Source organism: Pseudoalteromonas sp. 2CM41L (assembly GCF_023161905.1).
Lineage (GTDB): Bacteria > Pseudomonadota > Gammaproteobacteria > Enterobacterales > Alteromonadaceae > Pseudoalteromonas > Pseudoalteromonas atlantica.
The window spans coordinates 51,179-76,744 of sequence record NZ_JALNTN010000003.1 but is presented as its reverse complement, the minus strand read 5'-3'; the positions used below and the strand labels follow the sequence as shown (position 1 = coordinate 76,744).

Annotated in this window: 23 protein-coding genes; 7 read left to right on the top strand and 16 right to left on the bottom strand. The window is 40.6% G+C overall.

The genetic code is table 11. From position 1 onward, the window contains the following. Window positions 1-789 precede the first annotated feature (789 nt). Window positions 790-1,128: a Grx4 family monothiol glutaredoxin gene (locus MTF64_RS05230; RefSeq protein ID WP_004588110.1), complete on the bottom strand. Its 339-nt coding sequence runs from the start codon at window positions 1,126-1,128 to the stop codon at window positions 790-792. A gap of 267 nt (window positions 1,129-1,395) precedes the next feature. Between MTF64_RS05230 and MTF64_RS05225 the strand changes: the two genes are divergently transcribed. The 4 genes from MTF64_RS05225 (at window position 1,396) to MTF64_RS05210 (ending at window position 6,957) form a co-directional block, all read left to right on the top strand. Beyond that, window positions 1,396-1,977 carry a Fe-Mn family superoxide dismutase gene (locus tag MTF64_RS05225; protein ID WP_004588111.1) on the top strand — a complete coding sequence of 194 codons (582 nt, stop codon included), beginning with the start codon at window positions 1,396-1,398 and terminating at the stop codon, window positions 1,975-1,977. 209 nt (window positions 1,978-2,186) lie between these two features. After that, window positions 2,187-4,109 (top strand): PrkA family serine protein kinase, encoded by a 1,923-nt coding sequence (locus tag MTF64_RS05220; protein ID WP_024033371.1) that lies wholly within the window; start codon window positions 2,187-2,189, stop codon window positions 4,107-4,109. A 26-nt stretch (window positions 4,110-4,135) separates the two neighbouring features. Further along, window positions 4,136-5,425, top strand: coding sequence for a YeaH/YhbH family protein (locus MTF64_RS05215; RefSeq protein WP_248450815.1), 1,290 nt, complete (start codon window positions 4,136-4,138; stop codon window positions 5,423-5,425). A 17-nt stretch (window positions 5,426-5,442) separates the two neighbouring features. Then, window positions 5,443-6,957, top strand: coding sequence for a SpoVR family protein (locus tag MTF64_RS05210; protein ID WP_004588114.1), 1,515 nt, complete (start codon window positions 5,443-5,445; stop codon window positions 6,955-6,957). Between the two features lie 152 nt (window positions 6,958-7,109). Here MTF64_RS05210 and MTF64_RS05205 read toward each other — a convergent pair whose 3' ends face one another. Together MTF64_RS05205 and MTF64_RS05200 are read right to left on the bottom strand one after the other, a co-directional pair. Then, window positions 7,110-8,081 (bottom strand): diguanylate cyclase, encoded by a 972-nt coding sequence (locus tag MTF64_RS05205; protein WP_029774351.1) that lies wholly within the window; start codon window positions 8,079-8,081, stop codon window positions 7,110-7,112. A 3-nt stretch (window positions 8,082-8,084) separates the two neighbouring features. Next, window positions 8,085-9,089 carry a response regulator gene (locus tag MTF64_RS05200; protein ID WP_004588116.1) on the bottom strand — a complete coding sequence of 335 codons (1,005 nt, stop codon included), beginning with the start codon at window positions 9,087-9,089 and terminating at the stop codon, window positions 8,085-8,087. A gap of 216 nt (window positions 9,090-9,305) precedes the next feature. Here MTF64_RS05200 and tpx point away from each other — a divergent pair, with 216 nt between their 5' ends. Further along, complete coding sequence (gene tpx, locus MTF64_RS05195; protein WP_024033369.1) at window positions 9,306-9,893, top strand: thiol peroxidase; 588 nt, start codon at window positions 9,306-9,308, stop codon at window positions 9,891-9,893. Window positions 9,894-10,006: 113 nt separating this feature from the next. On the opposite strand, the gene adk is transcribed toward tpx, so the two are convergent. From adk to MTF64_RS05145, 11 genes are all read right to left on the bottom strand, one after another. Then, on the bottom strand, window positions 10,007-10,651 hold the full coding sequence (gene adk / locus MTF64_RS05190; protein WP_004588118.1) for an adenylate kinase: 645 nt from the start codon (window positions 10,649-10,651) through the stop codon (window positions 10,007-10,009). 182 nt (window positions 10,652-10,833) lie between these two features. After that, window positions 10,834-12,747, bottom strand: coding sequence for a molecular chaperone HtpG (htpG, locus tag MTF64_RS05185; protein WP_004588119.1), 1,914 nt, complete (start codon window positions 12,745-12,747; stop codon window positions 10,834-10,836). Window positions 12,748-12,892: 145 nt separating this feature from the next. Then, window positions 12,893-14,797 (bottom strand): MFS transporter, encoded by a 1,905-nt coding sequence (locus MTF64_RS05180; protein WP_248450814.1) that lies wholly within the window; start codon window positions 14,795-14,797, stop codon window positions 12,893-12,895. 266 nt (window positions 14,798-15,063) lie between these two features. Further along, on the bottom strand, window positions 15,064-15,672 hold the full coding sequence (gene recR, locus MTF64_RS05175) for a recombination mediator RecR (RefSeq protein ID WP_004588121.1): 609 nt from the start codon (window positions 15,670-15,672) through the stop codon (window positions 15,064-15,066). A gap of 6 nt (window positions 15,673-15,678) precedes the next feature. Next, window positions 15,679-16,005 carry a YbaB/EbfC family nucleoid-associated protein gene (locus MTF64_RS05170; protein ID WP_004588122.1) on the bottom strand — a complete coding sequence of 109 codons (327 nt, stop codon included), beginning with the start codon at window positions 16,003-16,005 and terminating at the stop codon, window positions 15,679-15,681. A gap of 59 nt (window positions 16,006-16,064) precedes the next feature. Continuing rightward, the gene (gene dnaX / locus MTF64_RS05165) at window positions 16,065-18,533 is read right to left on the bottom strand and encodes a DNA polymerase III subunit gamma/tau (protein WP_248450813.1); all 2,469 of its coding nucleotides are present in this window, start codon (window positions 18,531-18,533) and stop codon (window positions 16,065-16,067) included. A 3-nt stretch (window positions 18,534-18,536) separates the two neighbouring features. Next, window positions 18,537-19,082, bottom strand: coding sequence for an adenine phosphoribosyltransferase (gene apt, locus MTF64_RS05160; protein ID WP_004588124.1), 546 nt, complete (start codon window positions 19,080-19,082; stop codon window positions 18,537-18,539). 172 nt (window positions 19,083-19,254) lie between these two features. Then, window positions 19,255-19,377: a hypothetical protein gene (locus MTF64_RS19905; protein WP_004588125.1), complete on the bottom strand. Its 123-nt coding sequence runs from the start codon at window positions 19,375-19,377 to the stop codon at window positions 19,255-19,257. Between the two features lie 72 nt (window positions 19,378-19,449). Continuing rightward, window positions 19,450-20,202, bottom strand: coding sequence for a putative DNA-binding domain-containing protein (locus tag MTF64_RS05155; RefSeq protein WP_064385198.1), 753 nt, complete (start codon window positions 20,200-20,202; stop codon window positions 19,450-19,452). A gap of 10 nt (window positions 20,203-20,212) precedes the next feature. After that, on the bottom strand, window positions 20,213-21,040 hold the full coding sequence (locus MTF64_RS05150; RefSeq protein ID WP_248450977.1) for a DUF692 domain-containing protein: 828 nt from the start codon (window positions 21,038-21,040) through the stop codon (window positions 20,213-20,215). A 113-nt stretch (window positions 21,041-21,153) separates the two neighbouring features. Then, entirely contained in the window at window positions 21,154-21,588 is a 435-nt protein-coding gene (locus MTF64_RS05145; RefSeq protein WP_126007513.1) for a hypothetical protein, read from the bottom strand. 227 nt (window positions 21,589-21,815) lie between these two features. Here MTF64_RS05145 and MTF64_RS05140 point away from each other — a divergent pair, with 227 nt between their 5' ends. Together MTF64_RS05140 and MTF64_RS05135 are read left to right on the top strand one after the other, a co-directional pair. Continuing rightward, complete coding sequence (locus MTF64_RS05140) at window positions 21,816-22,796, top strand: tRNA-dihydrouridine synthase (protein ID WP_248450812.1); 981 nt, start codon at window positions 21,816-21,818, stop codon at window positions 22,794-22,796. Between the two features lie 57 nt (window positions 22,797-22,853). Next, window positions 22,854-23,186: a conjugal transfer protein TraR gene (locus MTF64_RS05135; RefSeq protein WP_248450811.1), complete on the top strand. Its 333-nt coding sequence runs from the start codon at window positions 22,854-22,856 to the stop codon at window positions 23,184-23,186. Window positions 23,187-23,190: 4 nt separating this feature from the next. Here MTF64_RS05135 and MTF64_RS05130 read toward each other — a convergent pair whose 3' ends face one another. After that, window positions 23,191-24,234 (bottom strand): hypothetical protein, encoded by a 1,044-nt coding sequence (locus MTF64_RS05130; protein WP_248450810.1) that lies wholly within the window; start codon window positions 24,232-24,234, stop codon window positions 23,191-23,193. Between the two features lie 63 nt (window positions 24,235-24,297). Further along, on the bottom strand, window positions 24,298-25,557 hold the full coding sequence (locus MTF64_RS05125) for a hypothetical protein (protein WP_004588132.1): 1,260 nt from the start codon (window positions 25,555-25,557) through the stop codon (window positions 24,298-24,300). Window positions 25,558-25,566 lie beyond the last annotated feature (9 nt).

Sequence of the window (25,566 nt, the reverse complement as noted above, 5' to 3'; positions counted from 1 at the left end):
GCACAAAACTAGCCTCTATAGTAAATAGAGTCAATATTATTTTGAATACATATTCACATTCTTGAATATTTCTCACTTCAAGGCAAGATTTCTTTTTCACCCATAAGTTTTAACATTTAGCGCTTATTTGCGCGTTATTTTTTCATGACACTGGTGTCAATTTTAACATTTTGTAAAAACAAAGGCGTTAAAGCAATACCCTTTACGTAAACGTAAAGCACCAAAGCAGTGAATAAATATTCACTAATTTCCCACAGGTTCAGTTAACATTTAGATAGTTTAATGCGTTTTAAATAAATTAGAGGTTTAGGATCACGCTTTTTTAGCGTTCATTAGTATAGTTATTAATTGTGGTGTCGTTTTTAGTGCAGATGTAGTGAATTTTTATTTAATGCCAATTCGCTTGATTGAGCGAACTATTGTAAGGCTGGAAAAACGTGTTGATAGCTGGGCAAAAAACTCGCTATTTAGTTGTTCTAAAAAAGAATTATTTAACGCAGATAGCGACACGTTTAGCCCCGCAAAATGATTACGTCTTATTGCGCATTGATATAAAACTCATATTTTAATTAAAATTCGCGCTTATATTAAGTAGCTTTGTTGCTTACTTATCCTGACTAGGTGCACCTAAACGAGGAGCGAGGGCTGAGTTTGCTAACTATTGAGCACAAATTAATGGTTATAATCACCCACTGATGGGCTGACCAAGATATTAAGACGTAATAAAGTTATATATAGGCACAAAAAAGCCACGTAAAACGTGGCTTTAATAATCTAGCAAAGTAGCAATTACTCTGCGTCAGCTTCTTTATACTTAGCTGCAGTTTCAGTGATCAGTGGCTGTAATTCACCACGTTGAAACATTTCAATGATAATGTCACAACCACCTACTAATTCGCCCTCAACCCAAAGCTGTGGGAAAGTAGGCCAATTTGCGTATGCTGGTAACTCAGCGCGAATATCTGGATTAAGTAAAATATCAACATAGGCAAATGGTTCGCCACATGACATTAGAGCTTGTGACGCTTGTGAAGAAAAACCACAATTTGGTAATTTAGGCGACCCTTTCATGTAAAGGATAATTGGGTTTTCTGAAATCTGCTGTTTAATTTTATCAATGGTTTCCATCTACAACCTCAAAATGACGATAGCTTGATATACCTAGGGCTTGAAAATAAATCATTGTGGCCACAGATATATAACTTAAAATGGGCAAATAAAGCCGCAATTGAAATAGTCTTTAGCAATAGCATTGCTGTTTGCTTAAACTTGAGTAAAATACTCAACAATTATAGTAACACTATATTTTCGTTTGGTATAGGTAAGTGGTCTGTTCTATCAGGCATTACGTACTATCAAGCGAGTTATCAACCAAAAGAAGATGGAGATAAAAAAATGGCATTTGAACTACCGTCACTACCATATGCAATTGATGCACTTGAGCCTCATATTTCACAAGAAACTCTTGAGTATCACCACGGTAAGCACCACAACACTTACGTTGTTAAATTAAACGGTTTAATTCCAGGTACTGAATTTGAAAACAAATCTTTAGAAGAGATTGTTTGTTCATCTGAAGGTGGCGTATTTAACAACGCTGCACAAATTTGGAACCACACTTTCTACTGGAACTGTCTATCTCCAAATGGCGGCGGCGAGCCAACAGGTGCTATCGCTGACGCTATTAACGCTAAATGGGGCTCTTTTGACGCGTTTAAAGATGCATTAAACGACAAAGCGGTTAATAACTTTGGTTCTAGCTGGACATGGTTAGTTAAACTAGCTGACGGTTCATTAGATATCGTAAACACGTCTAACGCAGCAACGCCGCTTACAGACGAAGGTGTTACACCAATCCTAACTGTGGATTTATGGGAACACGCTTACTACATTGATTACCGTAACGTTCGTCCTGATTACCTTAAAGGTTTTTGGGCGCTTGTTAACTGGGAATTCGCGAACGCTAACTTCGCTTAATTAGCTATTATACGCTGATTTAAAAAGACGCCTCGGCGTCTTTTTTTATGCCTTTATAAAATTCAAACCGCCTTTATACGCGCGAAATTGCTAATTTAGCCACATGATCTTTTTTCACTTAAATTTTTAATTTTATTGCACAAAAATATCAATCTCTGACTAAACTTTAAAAAGTAAGCACCTTTTTAAAGCGGGTTTCGGAGGTTATTATGACTATTTTTGAGCACTACCAAGCACGATACGAAGCAGCACAAGAAGAAGAATACAGCATTAGCGAATTTCTAGAAATTTGTAAAAATGACAAATCAGCTTATGCCAGCGCCCCTGAGCGTTTACTTATGGCAATAGGCGAGCCGCAAATGGTTGATACTGCAACCGATGCACGTTTAAGCCGGTTATTTTCTAATAGAGTGGTTGCACGCTACCCTGCCTTTGCAGACTTTTACGGCATGGAAGATGCCATAGAACAAATTGTCTCCTATCTAAAGCATGCGGCTCAAGGCCTAGAAGAATGCAAACAAGTCCTTTATTTACTCGGCCCTGTTGGGGGAGGTAAATCTTCAATTGCAGAAAAACTAAAATATTTAATGCAACAAGTGCCTATCTATTCAATTAAAGGCTCTCCGGTAAACGATCACCCTCTCAGTCTGTTTGACCCAGTAGAAGATGCCAGCGTTCTCGAAAAAGAATACGGTATTAAACCACGTTATTTAAAAACGATTATGTCGCCATGGGCTGGTAAACGATTAAAAGAATTTAACGGCGATATTAGCCAATTTAGAGTCGTCAAACGCTACCCCTCTATTTTAAATCAAATAGGTATAGCCAAAACCGAACCCGGTGATGAAAATAATCAAGATATTTCTGCATTGGTGGGCAAAGTAGATATTCGCCAGCTTGAGCACTTTGCTCAAAACGACCCCGATGCCTACGCTTACTCAGGCTCTTTATGTTTAGCAAACCAAGGTTTAATGGAGTTTGTAGAAATGTTTAAAGCCCCTATCAAGGTGCTGCATCCACTCCTTACCGCAACGCAAGAGGGTAACTACAACGGTACCGAAGGTATTAGCGCTCTGCCCTTTAACGGCATGATTTTAGCCCACTCAAATGAGTCAGAATGGCAAACATTCAAAAATAATAAAAACAATGAAGCGTTTTTAGATCGTGTTTATATTGTAAAGGTCCCTTATTGCCTGCGCGTGACCGAAGAAATAAAAATTTACGACAAACTTATTCAGCATAGTGAACTTGCCAGTGCACCGTGTGCACCAGGTACGCTTAAAGCGTTAGCGCAATTTACTACCTTATCTCGATTAAAAGAGCCTGAAAACTCTAGTATTTACTCAAAAATGCGGGTCTATGATGGTGAAACCCTAAAAGATACCGACCCTAAAGCAAAGTCTTACCAGGAGTATCGTGATTACGCAGGGGTAGATGAAGGCATGACCGGCCTTTCCACTCGTTTTGCTTTTAAAATTTTGTCGCGCGTATTTAATTTTGATACCACTGAGGTTGCAGCTAATCCAGTGCATTTATTTTATGTTTTGGAGCAACAAATAGAGCGTGAACAATTTAGCGCCGAAGTGGAAGAGCGCTATTTAAGTTTTTTAAAAGGCTATTTAATTCCGCAATATGTTGAGTTTATTGGTAAAGAACTACAAACCGCATATTTAGAGTCATACTCTGAATATGGCCAAAATATTTTTGACCGCTATGTGATTTATGCTGATTTTTGGATACAAGATCAAGAATACAGAGACCCAGATACAGGACAGTTATTTGACCGCGCCTCGTTAAATGCAGAACTTGAAAAAATAGAAAAACCCGCCGGCATTTCTAATCCCAAAGATTTTAGGAACGAAATAGTTAACTTTGTATTACGTGCACGCGCTCACAATAATGGTAAAAACCCGTTATGGACAAGCTACGAAAAACTACGCACTGTGATTGAGAAAAAAATGTTCTCAAATACCGAAGATCTACTCCCTGTTATTTCCTTTAATACAAAAACCTCCGCTGAGGATCAACAAAAACACGAGGACTTTGTTAACCGCATGGTTGAAAAAGGCTACACGCAAAAACAAGTGCGTTTACTTTCTGAGTGGTATTTACGGGTTAGAAAATCGCAGTAACCTTCATGTAGTTTAGGGGGAACAGTATGGCGCATTTTATAGATAGACGCTTAAATGGTAAAAACAAAAGCACGCTTAATCGTCAGCGCTTTATTAGGCGCTATAAAAAGCAAATAAAAGAAGCAGTGTCTGATGCGGTTAATAAACGCAGCGTTACCGACTCAAGTTCAGGGGAGAGTATATCTATCCCGCAACGAGATATTAGCGAGCCCATTTTTCACCAAGGTAAAGGGGGCGACAGAGAACAAATTCACCCTGGCAACGATCAATTTTCAACAGGTGACAAAATTGAGCGCCCTAAAGGCGGCCAAGGTGGTGGCGCAGGCGATGGCGATGGCGATGCAAGTGATTCAGGCGAAGGCCAAGATGACTTTGTGTTTTCTATTTCTAAAGATGAATACCTTGATTTACTCTTTGAAGACCTAGAACTGCCCAACTTACAAGAAAACCAGCTAGATAAGCTTGTACAAATGAAAACTCATCGGGCTGGTTTTTGTAGCGATGGTATGCCCAGTAATATTGATATAGTACGCTCATTACAGGGCTCACTCGCCAGAAGAGTCGCCATGAGCGCGGGTAAAAAAAGGCGCCTAGCAGAGCTTGAAGGCCAACTTGCGATGGAGCGTGAGCAAGCCGACAGCGACCAAGCCATCATTGCGTTATTACAAGAGGAAATTGAGCAACTTAAACAGCAAATAAAAGCCGTACCATTTATTGATAATTACGACTTACGTTTCCGTAATTATGAAAAACGCCCCCACCCCACCAGCAAAGCCGTTATGTTTTGTATTATGGATGTATCAGGCTCAATGGATCAGGCCACAAAAGACATGGCAAAGCGTTTTTATATTTTGCTGTATCAATTTTTGACCCGAAGTTATAAAGACATTGAGGTGGTTTATATACGCCACCACACACAAGCTAAAGAGGTCGACGAACAAGAGTTTTTTTATTCTCAAGAAACTGGCGGCACTATTGTCTCCAGTGCCCTTAAATTAATGAACGAAATAATAAAAGAGCGCTATGATTCAGAGCAATGGAATATATACGCAGCGCAAGCATCTGATGGCGATAACTGGGCAGACGACACCCCACACTGCGGTGAAATATTACGCAATAAGCTACTTAATGCGGTACGCTACTTTGCCTATATAGAAATTACCACGCGTGCGCACCAAAGCTTATGGCGCGAATATCAAAACATCACCCAAACCCATAGCAACTTTGCAATACAACATATTCAAAGTGTTGAAGACATTTACCCTATGTTTAGGGAGCTATTTAAAAAAAATCGTCAACAACAAGGGGCTGCTTAGCCTAAGCGAGGTTTACTATGAGCACTGAACGAATTAGCGATGGCCCAGATTGGACCTTTGAGCTGCTTGAGCAATACCAAACTGAAATAGCCCGTGTTGCAGCGCATTACCGGTTAGACACTTACCCTAACCAAATTGAGGTAATAACAGCTGAGCAAATGATGGATGCTTATTCAAGCGTTGGCATGCCTATAGGCTACAGTCATTGGTCATATGGTAAAAAATTTATACAAACCGAACAAAATTATAAGCGTGGGCAAATGGGGCTGGCTTACGAAATTGTGATTAATTCAAACCCCTGTATTGCTTATTTAATGGAAGAAAACACACTCCCTATGCAGGCACTGGTTATGGCGCATGCCTGTTATGGCCATAACTCATTTTTTAAAGGAAACTACTTATTTAAAACATGGACTGACGCCGACTCCATCATAGATTACTTAGTGTTTGCTAAAAATTACATTAGCCGCTGCGAAGAAAAATACGGTATTACACAAGTAGAAAGCTTAATTGATTCGTGTCACGCATTGATGAATTACGGCGTAGATAGATATAAACGCCCGCAGCAAATTTCCCTTTTTGAAGAACAAAAACGCCAAAAAGAGCGTGAAGACTACATGCAATCTCAAGTAAACGAGCTATGGCGCACTATCCCCGCTCAACAGCAAGAAGCTAAAAAGCAAGAGAGGCATTTTCCGCAAGAGCCGCAAGAAAACATTTTATATTTTATTGAGAAAAACGCGCCTTTATTAGAGTCTTGGCAGCGAGAAATAATACGTATTGTGCGAAAGATATCGCAATATTTTTATCCGCAAAAACAAACCCAAGTGATGAACGAAGGCTGGGCCACCTTTTGGCACTACACCATTTTAAACCACTTATATGATGAAGGTAAATTAACCGACTCCTTTATGATGGAGTTTTTGCAAAGCCATACCAACGTGGTTTATCAGCCACCTTATAACAGCAATTACTATTCAGGTATAAACCCGTATGCATTGGGTTTTAATATGATGGTGGATATTCGCCGTATTTGCGAAAACCCAACAGATGAGGATAGACGCTGGTTTCCTGAATATGCAGGCACTAATTGGCTAGACACACTACATTTTGCGATGGAAAACTTTAAAGATGAAAGTTTCATAAGCCAATTTTTATCACCTAAGTTAATTCGTGATTTTAAGCTATTTACTATTGTCGATCACAGCCGTAATCCACATCTAGAGGTAGGCGCAATACATGATGATAGCGGTTATCAGGCTGTACGCGAAGCGCTTTCAGCGCAATATAATTTGAGTAATCACGAACCTAACATTCAAGTATATAATGTTGATGTTAGAGGCGATCGTTCTTTAACGTTGCGTTATGTTCCTCACAATAACATCCCCCTTGCTGACTCGCATAAAGAAGTGCTAAAACACCTTTACAGGTTATGGGGATTCAAGGTTCAATTAGAGCAAGAGACCAGTACAGGCGATGTGTCTACTCTTGGCCAATGCCCAGCAGATGATACTCGCCATACTACAGAGTAAATAAAATGCCTGATAAAAACGGCACTTTAATCAAGCCCTTGTTAAGTATTGACTGCCAAGGCTTGCGGCGCAATTAGGTGCATCCTTGGTTACTTTAATTTAGCAGTAATATTACCGCTGCCTTAATTTTAGCAGCGCATAAAAAAAGACGCTTATGCGTCATTTTTTATATCCTCAAAATCGGTTACTCTGTTACGGCCATGCTCTTTTGAGTGATACAGGGCTTTGTCAGCGGCTTCAATCCACCGCTCATGTTTTGCAAAGTCAGGGCTATTTCCTGCAAAACCAACACTCACAGTCATCTCTATTTTTGTGTTTTTATAAACAAAAGGGTTGGCTTCTATTAACGCTCTTATGCGCTCGGCAAATATTGCTGCGCCTTGCTTGTCGGTATCGAGTAAAGTAACAACAAACTCCTCCCCACCATAACGCCCTGCTATATCAGTTTCGCGAAGCGTCGTTCGTAGCAGTTCTGAAAGGTGGCGTAGCGCTTCATCGCCACAACTATGGCCATGCTCATCATTAATTTTTTTAAAATGATCGATATCAAACATCAATAATGTGCTGCTGCCACCGCTGCGCTTAACACGTAAAAACTCTTGGTGCAGTGTGCTTTCCCAATGCCCACGGTTAAACAGTTGCGTTAAGCTGTCGGTTTGGCTTACTTGCTCCAAACGCTTATTTAAATCTTCTAATTCTTTTTTATTGACCGCCACATCGGTAACATCATAAATAATGATACAAATATGACTGACCTCACCTAGTGTGTTGGTAAGTGGAATAAAGGTCGCATTTTGGTACATATAATCCGCTTTACCGGTAATGGGGCGGTAGTTTTTAAAACGAAAGATGTAAGGTTGCTGCTCCCAGATAGTAAAAGAGCGGTTTTTAAGTACAAATACAGACTCTGACTTGCTTCTAAACCATTTCTCATCAATCGAAGGAAATAAATCAAATAGGTCTTTGTCTTTTACAGCACTTGGTAATAGCCCAGAATGGTTTTCCATAAAGCCATTCCACACACACACTTTATAATTTCTATCCAGTACAACCAGGCCCACATCAACCGTGTTAAACATATCCATTAACCAATGGATCTCATTCATTTCTAAATCAGCGGCCATAACTTAGTCTTCTAATAGGTAAGCAACTTTGTATTTCAAAGTTTTAAGTGAATCTTCGGTAAATAACAGCATAAGATCGCAGTTAATATCGTGGTTTTCGATGCCGTAGCTTATTTCTATCGCTAAGGTTCTTTGCCAACGAGATTTATTTGATTTAACCAATTCAGATACATCGCGATGTTGGCCAAGTACAATGGGATGACCTTGGCTAAAAGACATATCTAGCTGTTTAGAAAGCCCCGTTAAAATTGAGCCTATTAAAATATTACTAATATCCATAAGTAGCTCAAGCTCAACTTTGTCGTTCAGCTCACCGTCGTAATTCATCAGTGACGCAATTTCTTTAAAGCTTGAGTCGTTTAATAAAAGTAATGCCTCGCCTGATACGCCACCGCCAATAAAGCCTTGGCACACCCCTGATGTGGCAGCATTATTGTCAATTGACTGCAGCGCCATATCCAGTTCATTAACTTCAAGCACATTCACATTCGGAATTGGCAGCTCTACAAACACATTCAAAAGCCGTGCAAGCAAATCGCCTGCTTGGCCCATAGCGACATTTGTAAGCTCTTGGTATATATCGCGCACATCTGGGTCTACTTGTTCACCTAAAGAATGAGCAAGACGCTCGCGCATGGCTTTATCTTTAATGCCATGATGCTCGATAATATCGGCAAGTTTTTCAGGTGAGCAAGGTTTTTGGATAAAATCAATGGCGCCTAATTCAAGTACGCGTTGGTGCGCATTTGGCTGAATATCGCCAGATACAACCACGGTTAGGATATTAAGGCCTTGCTCTTTCATGGCCATAAGGACTTCGTAACCGTCCATTTCAGGCATGTTTAAATCAAGAAAAAGAATTTCGGGCTCGATTATTTTTAGTTTTTTGATGCAATCAACACCATCTTGAGCAAACTCTACTTTAATATCCCAGTCATCTGGTAAAGAGCGAGCTAGCTGGCGCCTCGCTAATTTTGAGTCGTCACATATTAATACGGATGTTGACATACTATCTCTCTATTATTTAACCCAATGTTGTCAATAGGCCTTATGACTTTATTAAAGATACATTTTGTAACTACATGTTAATAAAAGTTCTTGCAGTTTACAATTTATATATCACAGAACTTATTATTACTTTTACAGTGATATTTAATCGCTTGGTCAGTGATATTGAGTATAATACACTCAAACCTATTGCGTTAATTTAAAAGGAAATAACCTATGGTACGCTCTCTTATTTTTGCACTAAGCACACTGGCTTTAAGCTCAGTTGTGCACGCATCACAGTACCCAGAAAACACGCTTGATGCAGGTAAGGTCTCTGCTCAAGGTAAGCCTGTCACTTTGTTAGGTAAAGGTGTAAGTGTAGGTGATAATGCGCCAAATTTTAAAGTGGTTGATGGTGGTTTTGCCCCTGTAAATCTTAATGATTATAAAGGGCAAGCTGTATTAATCAGTGTGGTGCCAAGTTTAGATACTGGCATTTGTAGCTTACAAACTAAACATTTTAATGAAAAAGTAGCGACGCAATTTCCTGCTATCGCAATACTGACCATCAGTGCCGATTTACCTTTTGCTCAAAAACGCTTCTGTAATGCTGAAAACATCGACAAAGTAACAGCCCTTTCTGACTCTGTATGGCGAGACTTTGGCCAAAAATATGGCTTAATTATAAAAGATATGGGGCTACTAACTCGCGCTGTGCTTATTTTAGATAAAAGCCATACAGTGATATACAAACAGCTCGTGTCTAATTTATCTACCGAGCCAAACTACGACCCAGTAATAGAAAAGCTAAAAACGTTATAGGTAACAGGGCGTGTTGACCTTTGGTGGTTTAATTTTAAATTGTTAAAAGCTACTAAATACAAAAAAACCGCCCAAGGGCGGTTTTTTAATACCTAAGCTGTGTTTAGATTATATTAACCTAAAAGCTCTGCTAGTTGCTGGCTTACTGTTTCAACAGCTTGCGTACCATCAATTTTATGGTACTGCGTGTTACCTGCTTGCGCTTCAGCTTGGTAGTAATCAACCAATGGCATAGTTTGCTCATGGTAAATAGCTAAACGTTTACGAACTGTTTCTTCCGTGTCATCTGCACGAATAATAAGCTCTTCGCCTGTTTCATCGTCTTTACCTTCCACTTTTGGTGGGTTGTAAACAACGTGATAAACACGGCCAGAGCCAGGATGTACGCGACGTCCACCCATACGCTCAACAATTACTTCATCAGCAACGTCAAACTCAATAACGTGATCAACCACAACGCCATTTTCTTTCATAGCATCTGCTTGTGGAATAGTACGTGGGAAGCCATCAAGTAAAAAGCCTTGTTCGCAGTCTGGTTTAGCAATACGCTCTTTCACTAAACCAATGATGATATCGTCAGAAATTAACTGACCTGCATCCATTACTTTTTTCGCTTCTAAGCCAAGTGGTGTACCTTCTTTAATGGCTGCACGAAGCATATCACCGGTAGAAATTTGTGGAATACCGTATTTGTCCATTAAAAACTGAGCTTGAGTACCTTTACCAGCACCTGGCGCGCCCAAAAGAATAATGCGCATATCATTGTCCCCTAGTATGGATATTTATTTTAAAGCCTGAATTCTTCCACAAGCGCTGCAGATACTCAAGCAACTTATACTAATTGCCTACTTTAGAGCACATAAAAAAAGGAAGCATACGCTTCCTTTATAATTATGGTTATATTTTAGGCTCTTTTAGCAATTAAAAGAGCCTGTTAGCCTTACTTATTTAAATCAAGCATTAACTTGTTTAAACGTGTTACGAACCCGGTAGGATCTTTTAATGTACCGCGTTCAGCAAGTAAAGCTTGGTCTAGTAATACATGAGACCACTGTGCAAACTTATCTTCGTCTTGCTCATCGTTTAAGTGCTTAACTAACTGATGCTCAGGGTTAAGCTCAAACACTGGCTTAGCCTCTGGTACAGGTTGCCCTACTGACTCCATAAGCTTTTGCATTTGCGAGCTCATGTCGTTCTCATCGCTCACAACACAGGCAGGAGAGTCTGTTAAGCGATGCGTAAAGCGTACTTCTTTAACTTCTTCGCCTAGCGCTGTTTTAATGCGCTCAATTAAGCCTTCTACTTCTTTTTCAGACTCTTCTTGCGCTTTTTTCGTTTCTTCGTCGTCAAGCTTACCTAAATCAAGGTCGCCACGGGTAATTGACTGGAATGATTTTTCGTTAAACTCAGTTAAGTGGCTCATCATCCACTCATCAACACGGTCACTTAGTAATAATACTTCGATGCCTTTTTTGCGGAAGATTTCTAAGTGCGGCGAGTTTTTAGCCGCTGTAAACGAATCAGCAACTACGTAGTAAATTTTATCTTGCTCATCGTTCATACGCTCAATGTATTGCTCAAGCGATACATCTTGTGTTTCTGAGTCGGTATGCGTAGATGAGAAGCGTAACAATTTAGCAATGGCTTCTTTATTCGCTGTATCTTCTGCTGGGCCTTCTTTGATTACTTGGCCAAACTCGTTCCAAAATGTTTGGTAGTCTTCGGCTTTGTTTTTAGCCATACGCTCTAGCATTTTTAAGATACGAGATGTACATCCTTTACGAATCGCTTGTGTTACTTTGTTATCTTGTAAAATTTCGCGCGATACATTTAGCGGTAAATCGTTTGAATCAAGTAACCCTTTTACAAAGCGCAAGTAACTTGGCATAAACTGCTCAGCGTCATCCATAATAAAGACACGTTGAACATACAGTTTTAAGCCACTTTGGCGCTCACGGTTCCATAAATCGAACGGCGCTTTTTTAGGGATATACAATAAGCTTGTGTACTCAGTTTTACCTTCTACTTTATTGTGCGCCCAGTTTAGCGGCTCTTCCCAATCATGGCTTACATGTTTGTAAAACTCTTTGTATTCTTCATCAGAAACCTCTGACTTATCACGTGTCCATAGAGCGGTTGCACGGTTAATGCTTTCCCACTCACCTGGAACTGCTGGGATTTTTTCGCCGTCTTCGCCTTCAGACTCAGGCACTTCTGCTTTATACATTTGTACAGGCGTAGAAATATGATCTGAGTATTTAGTAACGATGCTACGTAAACGGTATTCATCCGCGTATTCTTTTTCTTCTTCACGCAGGTGTAAAATAATATCCGTACCACGGCCTTCTTTTTCAATTTCTTGTAACGTGTACTCACCTTCACCTTGTGATTGCCACTCGTACGCTTGTGTTTCACCCGCTTTACGCGTGCGCACTGTCACTTCATCAGCTACAATAAAGGCTGAGTAAAAACCAACACCAAATTGACCAATTAATTGCGAGTCTTTACTTTGGTCACCGGTTAAGTTTTTGAAAAACTCAGCAGTACCCGACTTAGCAATAGTTCCTAAAGAACTAATCACTTCTTCACGCGTCATACCAATACCATTGTCAGAAATGGTAATTGTGTTCGCTTCTTTATCTGCGCTAATACGTACACGTAAATCGGCATCACCTTGGTAAAGGTCGCCATCAGAAAGCGCTAAAAAGCGTAGCTTATCGGCGGCATCTGATGCATTTGATACAAGTTCACGTAAAAATATTTCTTTATTCGAATATAACGAATGAATCATTAAGTTTAATAGTTGTTTTACTTCTGTTTGAAAGCCTAATGTTTCTTTTTGTGCTGCAGTCATTTATGTATCTCCAATTAGCAAAGTGTCTGCGTTATGCACTTAATATGGGGTGAGGTGGAGTAACTTCAAGGGAAAAATTTAAAAAAGCAGCTTTTGCGCTGACATAAATAAAAAGCCACATAAAAATGTGGCTTTTAGAGTTAAATTACGGTGTGTTTTTAGCGTGCTGGGCTTTTAAAGCGCTGACTTGTTCGTGCAAATAATTAGCACTTACCTGCTCAGCTTCAATCGGCTCTCCCACACTCACCGATACTAACGACCATTTAAGGCGTGGTAGTTGCCACTTGGCTTTACGGCTAAACATACTGCCCCACAAGCCACCTAAGTGAACGGGTACAACAGGCAGAGGTGTGCGCGCTATAATGCGCTCAATGCCCCGCCTAAACATGTCCATTTCACCATTACTTGTTAGTTTTCCTTCAGGAAAAATACCAACTAACTCACCGCGTTCAAGCGCTGCGGCAACCTCATCAAATGCTTTTGAAAACGCCTTTGGGTTGGCTTTTTCGCTATCAATTGGAATAGCTTTTGCCATTTTAAATAGCCAATGCAGCGCTTTTGAGTAATAAATGGGGGCAAACACCATAAAGCGTATAGGCCTAGGCGAAGTGGCTAAAATAAACATCCAATCTACAAAGCTTACATGGTTAGCCACAATAACGGCTGCGCCTTCGCTTGGAATATTTTCATGCCCTTTTGTGCGCACGCGATACATGCATATGGCTAAAATATAGATAACAAAGCGCAAGAAAAATTCCGGTACCTTAGTGTAAATATAAATAGAGATAAGCAAATTAAGCCCCGCCAAAAGCAATAGTAGCGACGAAATATGCCACTCTAAAACAGAGAGCGTTACAATACTTAATATGGCACTGCCAACCATAAAGAGCGCATTAAGCACATTATTAGCAGCTATCACCCGTGAACGACTTGCCTCCTCGGTACGCTGTTGAATAAGCGCATACAGCGGCACAGTATAAAAACCGGATGCAATACCAATACCTGCCATCCAAACAAAATGCCATACCATGTCGCCTGTATTAAGCACGTGTTTAAGCGTTAATAAATTTTCAGAGGGCGCGATATATTCACTAATAGCCGGCTCTTGGCTTAATAAATACAAAAATAGCGTAATTAAAATAGCGCCAAAAGGTACAATGCCCAGCTCAATACGTGAGCGCGAGAGCTTTTCGCACAACAAAGACCCCACGGCAATGCTTAGCGAAAACACCACCAGCGCACTGGTTACAACGAGTTCATCGCCACCCATTACATGCTTAACGTAATTAGGTAATGCCGTTAAAATAACCGCGCCTATTAGCCAAAACCAGCTTATACCCAACACCGATTTACCAACCGATTCTGTTTGAGCATTAAGCGCTTTAAATACATTTTTAGTGGATGAAAAAATATTATAGGTAAAGTGCAAATTAGGATTATTGGCTTGGCTTATAGGAATAAAGCGGCTACTGAAAAAGCCAAGTACTGCAAGTATCAGCACGGCAATACTAATAATTGTTGGACCTGTTGTTTGAGTAATGTAATAGGTGCCAAAAATAGTACCAATTAAAATAGCGACAAAAGTGGCAGACTCAACCAAGCCATTGGCTTTTGTTAATTCGCTAGGCGCCACATGCTGCGGCAATATTGAATACTTAAGCGGGCCAAAAAAAGTACTTTGCAAGCCCATAAAAAACACGGTGGTCAGCATTAGCCATACATATTGTGTAAAAATAGAGGCTGCGCCAATAACCATAATCGGTATTTCGAAAAATTTAACAAGCCGGATCAGCTTTGATTTTTCTGTTTTTTCGGCTAATTGCCCCGCCATTCCTGAAAATAAAAAAAACGGTAATATAAATAAGCCCGCTGCAAGGTTTGAATACAGCGCACCATCGCCAAGGGTTGCAGCTTGAAACACTAACAATATAAGCACGGATTGCTTATACACATTATCATTCATAGCCGACAAAAACTGCGTTACAAATAGCGGTAAAAAGCGCTTACTGCTGAGTAAGCCGCCTTTATTGTCGTGTTTATTATTTTGCATAGTACTCCTTACTAATCAGATAAATTCCTGATGTTTTTATACCAACTTGAGCGATATTTTTAAGGCGCGTGAGCCGTGCAACTATCACGTTATCTAGTTGTTGTTAGTCAATAATTTATAACACAACGTCGCCAAGTTTAACTCATTTATTAATTTAATATGATTACCGGCAAACTCACACACGTTATACGGTAATTAAATAGCAAACACAAAAAAGCCCACATATTTTACTATGTAGGCTTTTAAAACGATTTCAGATAGTTGTGTTAGTCCTGCATAACCGCTCGGCGGCCACTAAATGCATGCATTAACGTTGTGCCATCTACTAAATCAAGCTCGCCACCAACAGGTATACCATGCGCTATACGCGAGGCCCCTACTTTATATTTATGGCAAAGCTGGGCAATATAATGTGCAGTGGTTTCGCCCTCAACCGTGGGGTTGGTTGCTAAAATCACTTCGTTAATACCGCCGTGCGAGAGCTTTTGTTCAAGTATATCAAGGCCAATTTCTTTAGGGCCAATACCGTCAATTGGCGATAAATGCCCCATAAGTACAAAATATAAACCAAGGTATTGGCCTGTTTGCTCTATTGCCAACACATCGGTAGGCGATTCAACAACACACAGCACACCACTGTCTTGGCGTTTTGTACTTAAGCAAATATCACACTGCGCTTGCTCAGTAAAAGTGCGGCACGACTGACAATGCCCAACCGCGCCCATGGCTTTGGTCAATGCGTTACCAAGTTGAGTACCGCCTTTACGATCGCGCTCTAATAAATGAAACGCAATGCGCTGAGCCGACTTAGGACCAATACCCGGTTGGCAACGTAGCGCTTCTATAAGCTGCGTTAAACTATCTGAAAGTTGCATATTTGCTTAAAACGGCATTTTCATACCTGGTGGTAATTGCATACCGCCAGTTACTTTGCCCATACGCTCTTGCGTTTCGTCAGCAACGCGGCGAACAGCATCGTTACATGCTGCAGCAAGTAAATCTTCAATCATGTCTTTGTCGTCTTCCATAAGGCTTTCATCAAGCTCAACACGACGCACATTATGATTACCAAGCATGGTTACTTTTACAAGGCCTGCGCCGGCTTCGCCAACAACTTCCATTGTCGCGATTTCGTCTTGGGCTTTTTGCATGCGCTCTTGCATTTGCTGCGCTTGCTTCATCATGTTACCCATTCCACCTTTAAACATAATTTTCTCTCTTTCTTTTAAACTCTAGTTGTCATGAAGATAAGGGCGATTGTATTTAATTACAATGCCTGAATACTGTTTTCGTCAATTTCGGCGCTAAATAGCTGCTGAAATTGTACTATGTTTTCATCAGATGTGATCACATCAATTGCTTGCTGGTGTCGCCCTGCATCTATTTTTTGCTGAATTAAATAAGGCGAGTCAATCACCCCTTTTGCAAAGTTAATACTCAGCGATACGTTATGCCCGTATATGCTTGATAACGCCGCATCGAGCTTTTGCCTAAGCATGGGCGTATCTAAGTGTTTTTGCGATTCATCCACGTCAATATGTAAACTGTCGCCTTGCTTAGTAAAAATCGAGTGTAATGCAAATTGGCGCATTCGCCCACCAAGCCCCATACGCTTAATTAAATAAGCCCACTCATCTTGCTGATGCGCAAATTTAATCTCGCTAATTGGGCTTTGAAAATCATCAGGAACCGGTATAGCGGGCTCTTGCTCTATTACCTCAGGCTTTTTTTGCGGGTTAATTTGCTCAAGCAGCTCAGGCGCTAAGTTTTCAGTAATTGTTTGATGCTTTTCTTTAAAATCAACCTTACGCGCTGGCTGGCTTTGCGTTACTGGCTCAGCTGGCGTTTGGCTCCCTGTTACTGGGAGCGTTGGCTTTTTTTCGCTATCGCCTTGCGCATGGTCATGCCATGGCGGTGAATCGTTTTGTGACTCACTCGCTTGCGGGCTTGTATTATGTGGCTTTGCTTCGCTGTGAGGCGTAGCTAGAGCAGGCAATTTTGGTGTTTGCGCTTGCTCAGGGGTATTTACACTCCCCCCTGAAAGCCTGCCTGCCCCCGATATATTTCTATCCCGTAAAATTCGCGCAATTGCTGATTGTGCTTGAGCTTCTTGTTCACGCACACTGCTATCTTTAGCATCGGCGTTTTCAGGCGCGGGTTGTGTGTGTAGCGCTACAGGTTCAGGGTTATAACCTTGCTCTACCGCACTGCTCATAACATCATCAAATTGTGCTGCTAAGCTTTGCTCCATATTACTGTGTTGCAGATAAGCATCGTCTTCACTTTGGCGCTCAGCAGCATCGTCACTCTTAGCAATGTGCGCACTTTGCTGCACTGGGCTCGGTATATCGTTTTGCAGGCTTTGAGCCGCAGCTGATGCGCTGTTGCTGTTTTGCTCACTTGGCGAGCGTGTTAGCTGCTCTGTGGGCGGTTGCTCTAAGGGTTCATCACTTGTTTGGCTTTGCGCTGTGCTTTGGTTTTGGCTTTTCTCAACCATTACTTGCGGAGCAGGAGTTTCGTCTTGCGATGGTGTTTTATTTTTATTTAATATATCACGCAGCGCATCGGCACGGCCTTTACTACCGGTAGGCGCAGGTGTTACTGCACTTGGTGTGTCACTAGTCTCAGGAAGCGATTGAGCAGGCGTTGTACCTGCAGACTCAAATGCTAATAAACGCAGCATTATCATTTCAAAGCCTAAACGAGGCTCTGGCGCCCATTGTAAGTCTTTTTTACCGTTTAATAGTAACTGGTAATAAACCTGTATTTGTTGAGCCTGGGTGTGCTGTGCAACATGGCTAATATAATCGGCATTTTTATCATCAAGTTGCGCTGCTTGAGGGACAAGCTGAGTTAATTGAATAAGGTGAGTTAATGCAATTAAATCATCAAGTAGTGCAATATAGTTAGGATTACGGCTCGCTACTTGGGCTATTTCGTCCATCAGTGCGCCACCATCTTGTGCTAACAAAGCAGCAAGCAAACTTTGGCTGTAATGGGTGTCCATTAAACCAAGCATAGCTTGTACGGCTTGATTGTTGATGTCGCCGTTGGTTTGCGCAATAGCTTGATCTGTTAAGCTCAACGCGTCACGCATACTGCCATCGGCGGCTTTTGCAATAATACTTAGCGCATCTTTATCAAAGTTCAACTCCTCTTGAGTAAGGACATGCTCAAGCTGAGTTTTAATTTCGCTTTGCGAAAGTGCATTTAAGTTAAACTGTAAACAGCGCGATAAAATGGTAACAGGTAACTTTTGCGGATCGGTGGTTGCTAGTAAAAATTTCACATGCTCTGGCGGCTCTTCTAACGTTTTTAATAACGCGTTAAAGCTATGCTTAGAGAGCATGTGTACTTCATCTATTAGGTATACTTTGTAACGTCCACGCGTGGGTGCATATTGAACGTTATCAAGAATTTCACGAGTATCTTCTACTTTGGTGCGAGAAGCGGCATCGATTTCAAGTAAGTCAATGTATCGCCCTGCTTCTATATCAGTACAACTGCTACATTGCCCACATGGAGATGCCGATATACCCTCATCACAATTTAAGCTTTTAGCAAAAATACGCGCAATGGTCGTTTTACCCACACCACGGGTTCCAGTGAATAAATAAGCGTGATGCAGTCTATTTTGCGTTAGCGCATTAACAAGCGCTTGCTTTACATGAGACTGGCCAACCAATTCATGAAAGGTTTGCGGACGCCATTTTCTCGCTAGAACCTGATAACTCATCAATTACTCGCCTTCAAACTCAACCAGTTTTAAGATTTTAATACCCATTTTTTCTATACGCTGCTCACCACCAAGCTCTGGTAATGAAACAACAAACGCTGCATCAGTGGCTGTGCCGCCTAATTTTGCAACTAGCTTTGCTGTGGCTTCAATTGTGCCACCGGTAGCTAATAAATCGTCAACTAATAATACTTTGTCGCCTGGGACAATAGCATCAACATGAAGCTCTAATGTGTCTTCACCGTATTCAAGTAGGTAATCTTGGCGAATCACTTCGCGTGGTAGCTTGCCTGGCTTACGAACAGGAATAAAAGGGATCCCTAACGCGTAAGATAGCGGTGCACCAAAAATAAAGCCGCGAGATTCTGTACCAATAATTTTTGTAAAGCCTTGGTTTTTATATTCGTTTATAAAAGCATCGATTGTTGCTTTAAAGGCTTCTGGATTTGCCATTAGTGTTGTTACATCACGAAACATAATGCCTGGTTTAGGATAGTCGGCAATGGTTGCGATACTGTTTTTAATAATAGCGGGTGTTACTTGAGTCATAAGTTTAATTGCTCAATAGTTTATATTTCAAAGCAGCTGATTATAACCTTAACTGACGTTAAAATGCGAGTTTGCTGTTATTAATACCGAGGTGGTTTGAAAATTATAAGAGTGGAGGAAGAAAAGAAGCTTAAGGCTGATATAAACAACAGCCTTAATAGAGCAAGGAGCTTTAAGTTAGGCTTGTGATCCAGCCTAAAATCGCATTTAAACAGCCAATACCCACAAAAACTGCTAAAAAAGCAATAAAGTAAGTAGCGTTAAACGGATCTTTAAAGTCTTTATCATCTGACATTGGTATAACCTTTTTTTAAGCACGACAAATAAGGCTGCCATGATAGACGAAGTAAAAACATCTATAAAGACCTTAATGTTGATTTTTTGTCACGATAATACCGCGCTCGCACATTGCATTAAGCGTACTTAACGCACCATGCGCAATTTGTTGTTCGCTAAAATTAGGCGCGTGGACTAAAACCTGCTGGCATACACTCTCAAAGTCTATGCCCGCATTAGATTCTATTATTGAAAGTAACAAGGCGGTCATTGCATTTGTAGCTAAAAACTGTACGTCGTCGTTATCATCTCTGTATACAACAAAGTAATTAGGCTGCTCAGATGGCGTGCTGGGTTTATATTCTGTGCTGATATTTTGCACCGCATACTGGTAGCTTAAATTACGCGCTACACTCGATAAGTAAAGTGTAGAACTGGTTAGTTCAGTGCTTTTTAAGCGTTGCTCATTGGTATCTTCATTAGCCACGGAAACATCAAGCTCTATCCACTCATAATGTGCCAGCTCCAGCATAAATGCATAATCGTACTCTTGCAGGGTATAGCTGCTCGATAAGTAATTAATAAATTCCCCTGCTATGTCTAAAAAATAAGGCGACTTACAGTCATGCTCACTAAAAAATGCCCTTATTAATTTTTGCCATTGCTGCTGTGTATATAAAGTTTTAAGCACCGGAAAACCAGATGAGATAAACCCTGCAATATTATTAAAAAATAAGTCGCGGTAAATCGCCATGCGTCTATCTTCAATATCGTTAGGCTTTGGGTTATGCTCAGGCTCACGTATGTGCGCCATAAACTCATTTTGGCTGTCAATAAAGCTCATATTTCTTCCTTTATGCTAATTGCTGAGTAGGCGATGTGCATAACTGCTTATTTTGTAAATCGTGAATAATATCAAGCTCTTTTGTAAGTGTATTTATACTTGGAATATTAAAGTCACGCTCCAATAAGGTAGGAAACACCCCATGCGCTTGGTACGCTTTATCAAGCAAATCCCATACGGGGTCAATAACATCCGCGCCGTGGGTATCAACAATTAAATCATCGGCTTCATTGTAGTGCCCAGCTACATGTCCATATGCAATGCGTTTTGAAGGTAGCCCTAATAAAAACGCTTCGGCGTTGTAACCATGGTTAATTGAATTAACATAAATATTATTTACATCAAGCAGTAGCTTACAATCAGCTTGCTCTAAAATCGTGTTTGTAAATTCAAGCTCAGATAACTGCTGGCCAGGCGCCGCATAATAAGAGACATTTTCGATGGCTATTTGGCGCTCTAAAATATCTTGCACTTGTTTGATGCGAGGTACAACGTGTGCAATGGCATCTTCAGTAAAAGGGATTGGCATTAAATCGTACATATGCCCTTTTCCAGAGCAGTAACTTAGGTGCTCACTGAATAGTTTAATGTTGTGCTGATCAAAAAACGTTTTTAGCGATTTAACAAATTCAATATCAAGAGGTTCAGGCGAGCCGATAGAAAGCGATAAACCATGGCAAACAAAATTATTGGCGTCAGTTAAGGTTTTAAATTGTTTTTTAAAGCGCCCTCCCAGCTTAAGCCAGTTTTCAGGCGCTACTTCCATAAAATCAATTTGCTTTGGTGTATGCGCTAGTAGTTCATCAAGCATCTCTCGACGAAGACCTAAGCCCACCATCCCAAATGCTGAGTTCTGTGTTGCTCTCATCATTATCTCCTAAAACAAAAAGGGCCTTTTGGCCCTTTTAGCATAACGTATATCTGAGTAAATCAGGTACTTAAATCAGCCTGTTATTGGCCGCCACATTTGCCTTCGCCGCATTTACCTTCTTTTTTACCTTTTGCGTCACCACCGCATTTGCCTTCGCCGCACTTACCTTCTTTTTTACCTTTTGCGTCGCCGCCACATTTGCCTTCGCCGCACTTGCCTTCTTTTTTACCTTTTGCGTCGCCGCCACATTTGCCTTCGCCGCACTTACCTTCTTTTTTACCTTTTGCGTCGCCACCACATTTGCCTTCGCCGCACTTACCTTCTTTTTTACCTTTTGCGTCGCCGCCACATTTGCCTTCACCGCACTTACCTTCTGCCGCATCAAGCTGGTATCCGGTTACTAACTGTTGAAATTCAAATGGGTTTGCTTGTGCATCTGCAGAGGCAAAACTTGCAGAGCCAACAACTACTGCACCTAAGGTTAACGCGATTGAGTTTTTCTTTACTGTATTCATTGTATGACTCTCTTATATAAGTGTGTATTAAGATAACGCAAACTAATTATTGTCAATTATGCGTTGCTTGTATAATTAAATAGACCCGCTATCAAATAAAAACTTTCATTTATTTTCATTTTTTTTACTTTTAAATTTATACAAACAAATATGGGCAGTAATTTAAGTTTTATCAAACCATACTTTGCAGGTACACTACGCACCCGTTTTTTCAATAAAAATACTCTATGAAACTTGTTTTAGCGCCTATGGAAGGTGTTGTTGATTTTAAAATGCGCCAACTTCTTACCAATATTGGTGGCTTTGACCTATGCGTGACAGAATTTGTTAGAGTAATTGATAAATGTTTACCGGCTAAAGTGTTTCATCGCTATTGCCCTGAGCTCAATAATAACGGTTTAACCAAAGCCGGTACTCCTGTGCGCGTACAGTTGTTAGGGCAAGTGGCCGACGTATTAGCAGAAAATGCGGTTAGAGCTATCGAATTAGGCTCCCACGGTATAGATCTTAATTTTGGCTGCCCTGCAAAAACGGTAAATAAAAGCCGCGGGGGCGCTGTACTGCTAAAAGACCCTGATCATATGTATGATATAATCAAAGCGGTAAGGGATGCGGTCGATAGTAAACATCAAGTAAGCGCTAAAATACGCTTGGGCTTTGATGATGATAGCAATAGCCAAGAAATTGTAGATGCCGTTGTAAGCGCAGGTGCAGATAGTATTGCAATACATGCCCGTACTAAGCGTGATGGTTATAACCCACCTGCATACTGGGAAAAAATCCCCCCGCTAATAAAGGGTAAAAACATAGCCGTGGTTGCCAACGGTGAAATTTGGCAAGTGGAAGATGCCCTACTTTGCCAATCCCGAAGCCAGTGTAGCGATTTAATGCTAGGGCGCGGTGCGCTTTCTCACCCTGATTTGGCGAAAAAAATTAAAGCTCATGTTAATAATGAACAATATAATGGCCTAGAGTGGGAACATATAATTTATCATTTGATTCACTCTGCTATTCATCAAGACCCCACACAAGATGAAAAATATTTTGCCTCTCGTACTAAGCAATGGCTGGGTTATCTAAAACGCCAATACCCACAAGCCAATGCACTATTTGATGAAATAAGACGTCTTAAAGTAAAAGGTGATGTAGCACAGGTTTTAAAAAAATACGCTAAGTCTCCGCAACTTGATTCAAATCATAGCGTATAAGCAGCGCAGCTCAGATAATACCGGTATAACGAAACGCTAAATGAAGGTTATACCAATATGCTTTATCAGCAACAACTGCACAGTGAAATAGCACACGTTAAATCAGTAATATTAGCGATGCTGAGCCAATCAGCACACCCTGCCCATCTTAAGCTACGTGACGTTGTATTAACTAGCCAGCATAACGAATGGCTTGACACGGCCACCTACCACTTAGGTCCTGAATATCAAACTTTAGTTAATAGGCTGACAGAATTAGAAGCGGCAATAAGCCAAATTGATATTGGTCAATACGGCTATTGCTGCGATTGTGAAGAGGCAATTTCTGAGCGGTTACTTAAAAAAGACCCTGCAACACAGCGCTGTGAAATGTGCGCAAAGCGCACATAAGCGTTTAAAGTGTTAATAGTTGCTCGGCAAAACTAAAAGCGTGGCCTGGGTAAAGCACACTATCTTCAACTAAATACTGCGCATCGCGCTGTGAAATAGCTAATCGTTTTACTAAGTTCACTTTTGCCTGAGATAAAGTCCATGCATGGTAATGTATGCCCACATCGGTTTCCATTAGCGCAAGCATTAGCCTTTTATCTTCTGGGCTTAGCTGGCTATTTTTAGCCATAGCGGGCAACAGCATGTAATCAGTTTGCCAATCAATCCCTTTTACTTTTGGCGCCTTGCTTAAGTATTGGCTAATAAACGAAGTACTATGATGCTCGTTATAGCTCAAATTAGGCGCAGTATGCGAGTCAATTTGAAGATGCTGATTAATAGTATCAACCCATTGCAAAGGCGACTTAACTGCCCCACTGAAGTAATTTAGTTTACTTTGATACCATTCACTGCCATTAGCAAGTCCACGTAAGCCAATGCTTCCCCTTGGTTTGTATTGGGCCAAGTAATCATTAAACTCTGCAATCTGGGCTTTTAAATCGTTTACGCTAGATTGTTTTAATAATGACGTTTGTAAGTAACCCTGCAGGAGGTTTAATTCAACCTTGTTTAATCTCAAATTGCTTTGCAGCGCACTGTCTAATTGATCTTGAGTGTACTTAAGCCACTCAATTACCTCGTTAGCCATAGTACTTTGCATTTGCGCTGATAATAAGTTATCTAACACATTGACCTGTGCAGGCCAGCTGAAAAAGCGCTCAGGAAAACGCTCAGCAATAATTAAGTAATTTAGCTGCTGTGTTTGCGCGTTTGAAAGAGTCATTGTTTGTAGGCGCTGATACATCTGATGACGAAGCGATAAATACGCTGAGGAAAAAGGCAGTACTTGTTCAGTGGATACACTTTCAGTGCCCACAGGCTTTAGCGCCGTGTTTAAACTTTTAATACTCTGCTGCGCAGCATCATAAGATTCAAAAGGCAGTGGTTGTTTTGAACAAGCAACCAAAAACAGACTAAATAGGACAGACAAAAGATGCGTTTTATTCATTATAAATTCCAATAAAAAAAGCCCCATAGGGGCTTTTTATATAATTGCTAAAACAAATTAAAGTTAAATTTTAACACCGTTGCGAGCGGCTTTATCTTTAATAAATGTAGACCAACCTTTAGCAAACTTACGTGTGCGTGGGTCGTCCATTGCTTTAGTAATAGCAGCATAAGCTTGCTTGTATTTAGCTTGGTAGTAGTACGCTTCAGCTAAGTCTGAATAAATGGTGCCTTTTTTGTCAGAGCCAAGCTCTAACGCTTTGTTCAAACGAACAACAGCAGCACTAAAGTTCTCAGATTGTAAAAGTAACGATCCTGCTTTGCGGTAAAGCTCTGCATCGTCGTCAAATTTAGCAGCTTCTTCGTAGTACTTAGCAGCTTTTTCGATGTCTTTAGAACGGTGGTAGTTACTAGCAATTGCGTTAACATTTTGCTTAGTACGCTTAACTTTGTCTTCTTTAATCGCATTTTCAAGGGTTTTAGCCGCTTTAAATGGAATTTCGTTTAAAGAGTAAAAGTTAGAAAGTACTTTGTAATCTACTTCCGCTTCAAAATAGCCATTTTTGAATGCTACTTCCATGGTCGCTAGACCTTTAGAGTAGTCTTCGGTTTGTAGGTAGTATTTACCTAAACTAACCCAGGCTTTTTTGTCATCTGGCCAAACTCGTACAATCTCTTCACCAATTTTCACCATGTTGGCGTAGTCTTTAAGTTCAAAGTAAGAACCTAATTTTAATTGGTAAGGGGCCTTGTTAGGCTCCTTTTGTAAAGAGATTGCCTTGTCGGCAGGTTTAAAAACATCACGAAACTGACCTAACTGATAGTTAGCTTGCGCGATACGAGTATACACTTTAGGGTCTTCTTCGCCGGTGAAGTCCATCCAAGCTGTATAAGCTTTTTTGGCTTCTTGGAACTTTTCAGTACCTGCGTATAAATCACCTAATAGCTTTAAAGTTTGCTCGTGATCTGCGAAGTTTAAAATATCAGGGGCAACAGCTTGTCTAGAGTATTTAATCGCTTCATCGTACTTCTCTTTTTGCGCGTACATGCTACCTAAGTAACGATTTACAGTCGCTTTATCGAAGTCGTTAGATGCGTCAATCTCTTTTAACAAGGCAATTGCTTCATCAATTTTGTCTTCATTGTACAAGTCAAACGCTTTAATTACCTTTTTACCAGTACGCTCGCCCATGATTTTAGTCTTGGCTTTTTTACGCTCTTCAATTTTAGCGTAATCCGGCGCTGCTAATACAGGTGCAGTTATAGCTGCACCTGACACAGACATAAGAATTGCAAGAGCAGTTACTTTAGATAAATTTCTCATTACTCGCCT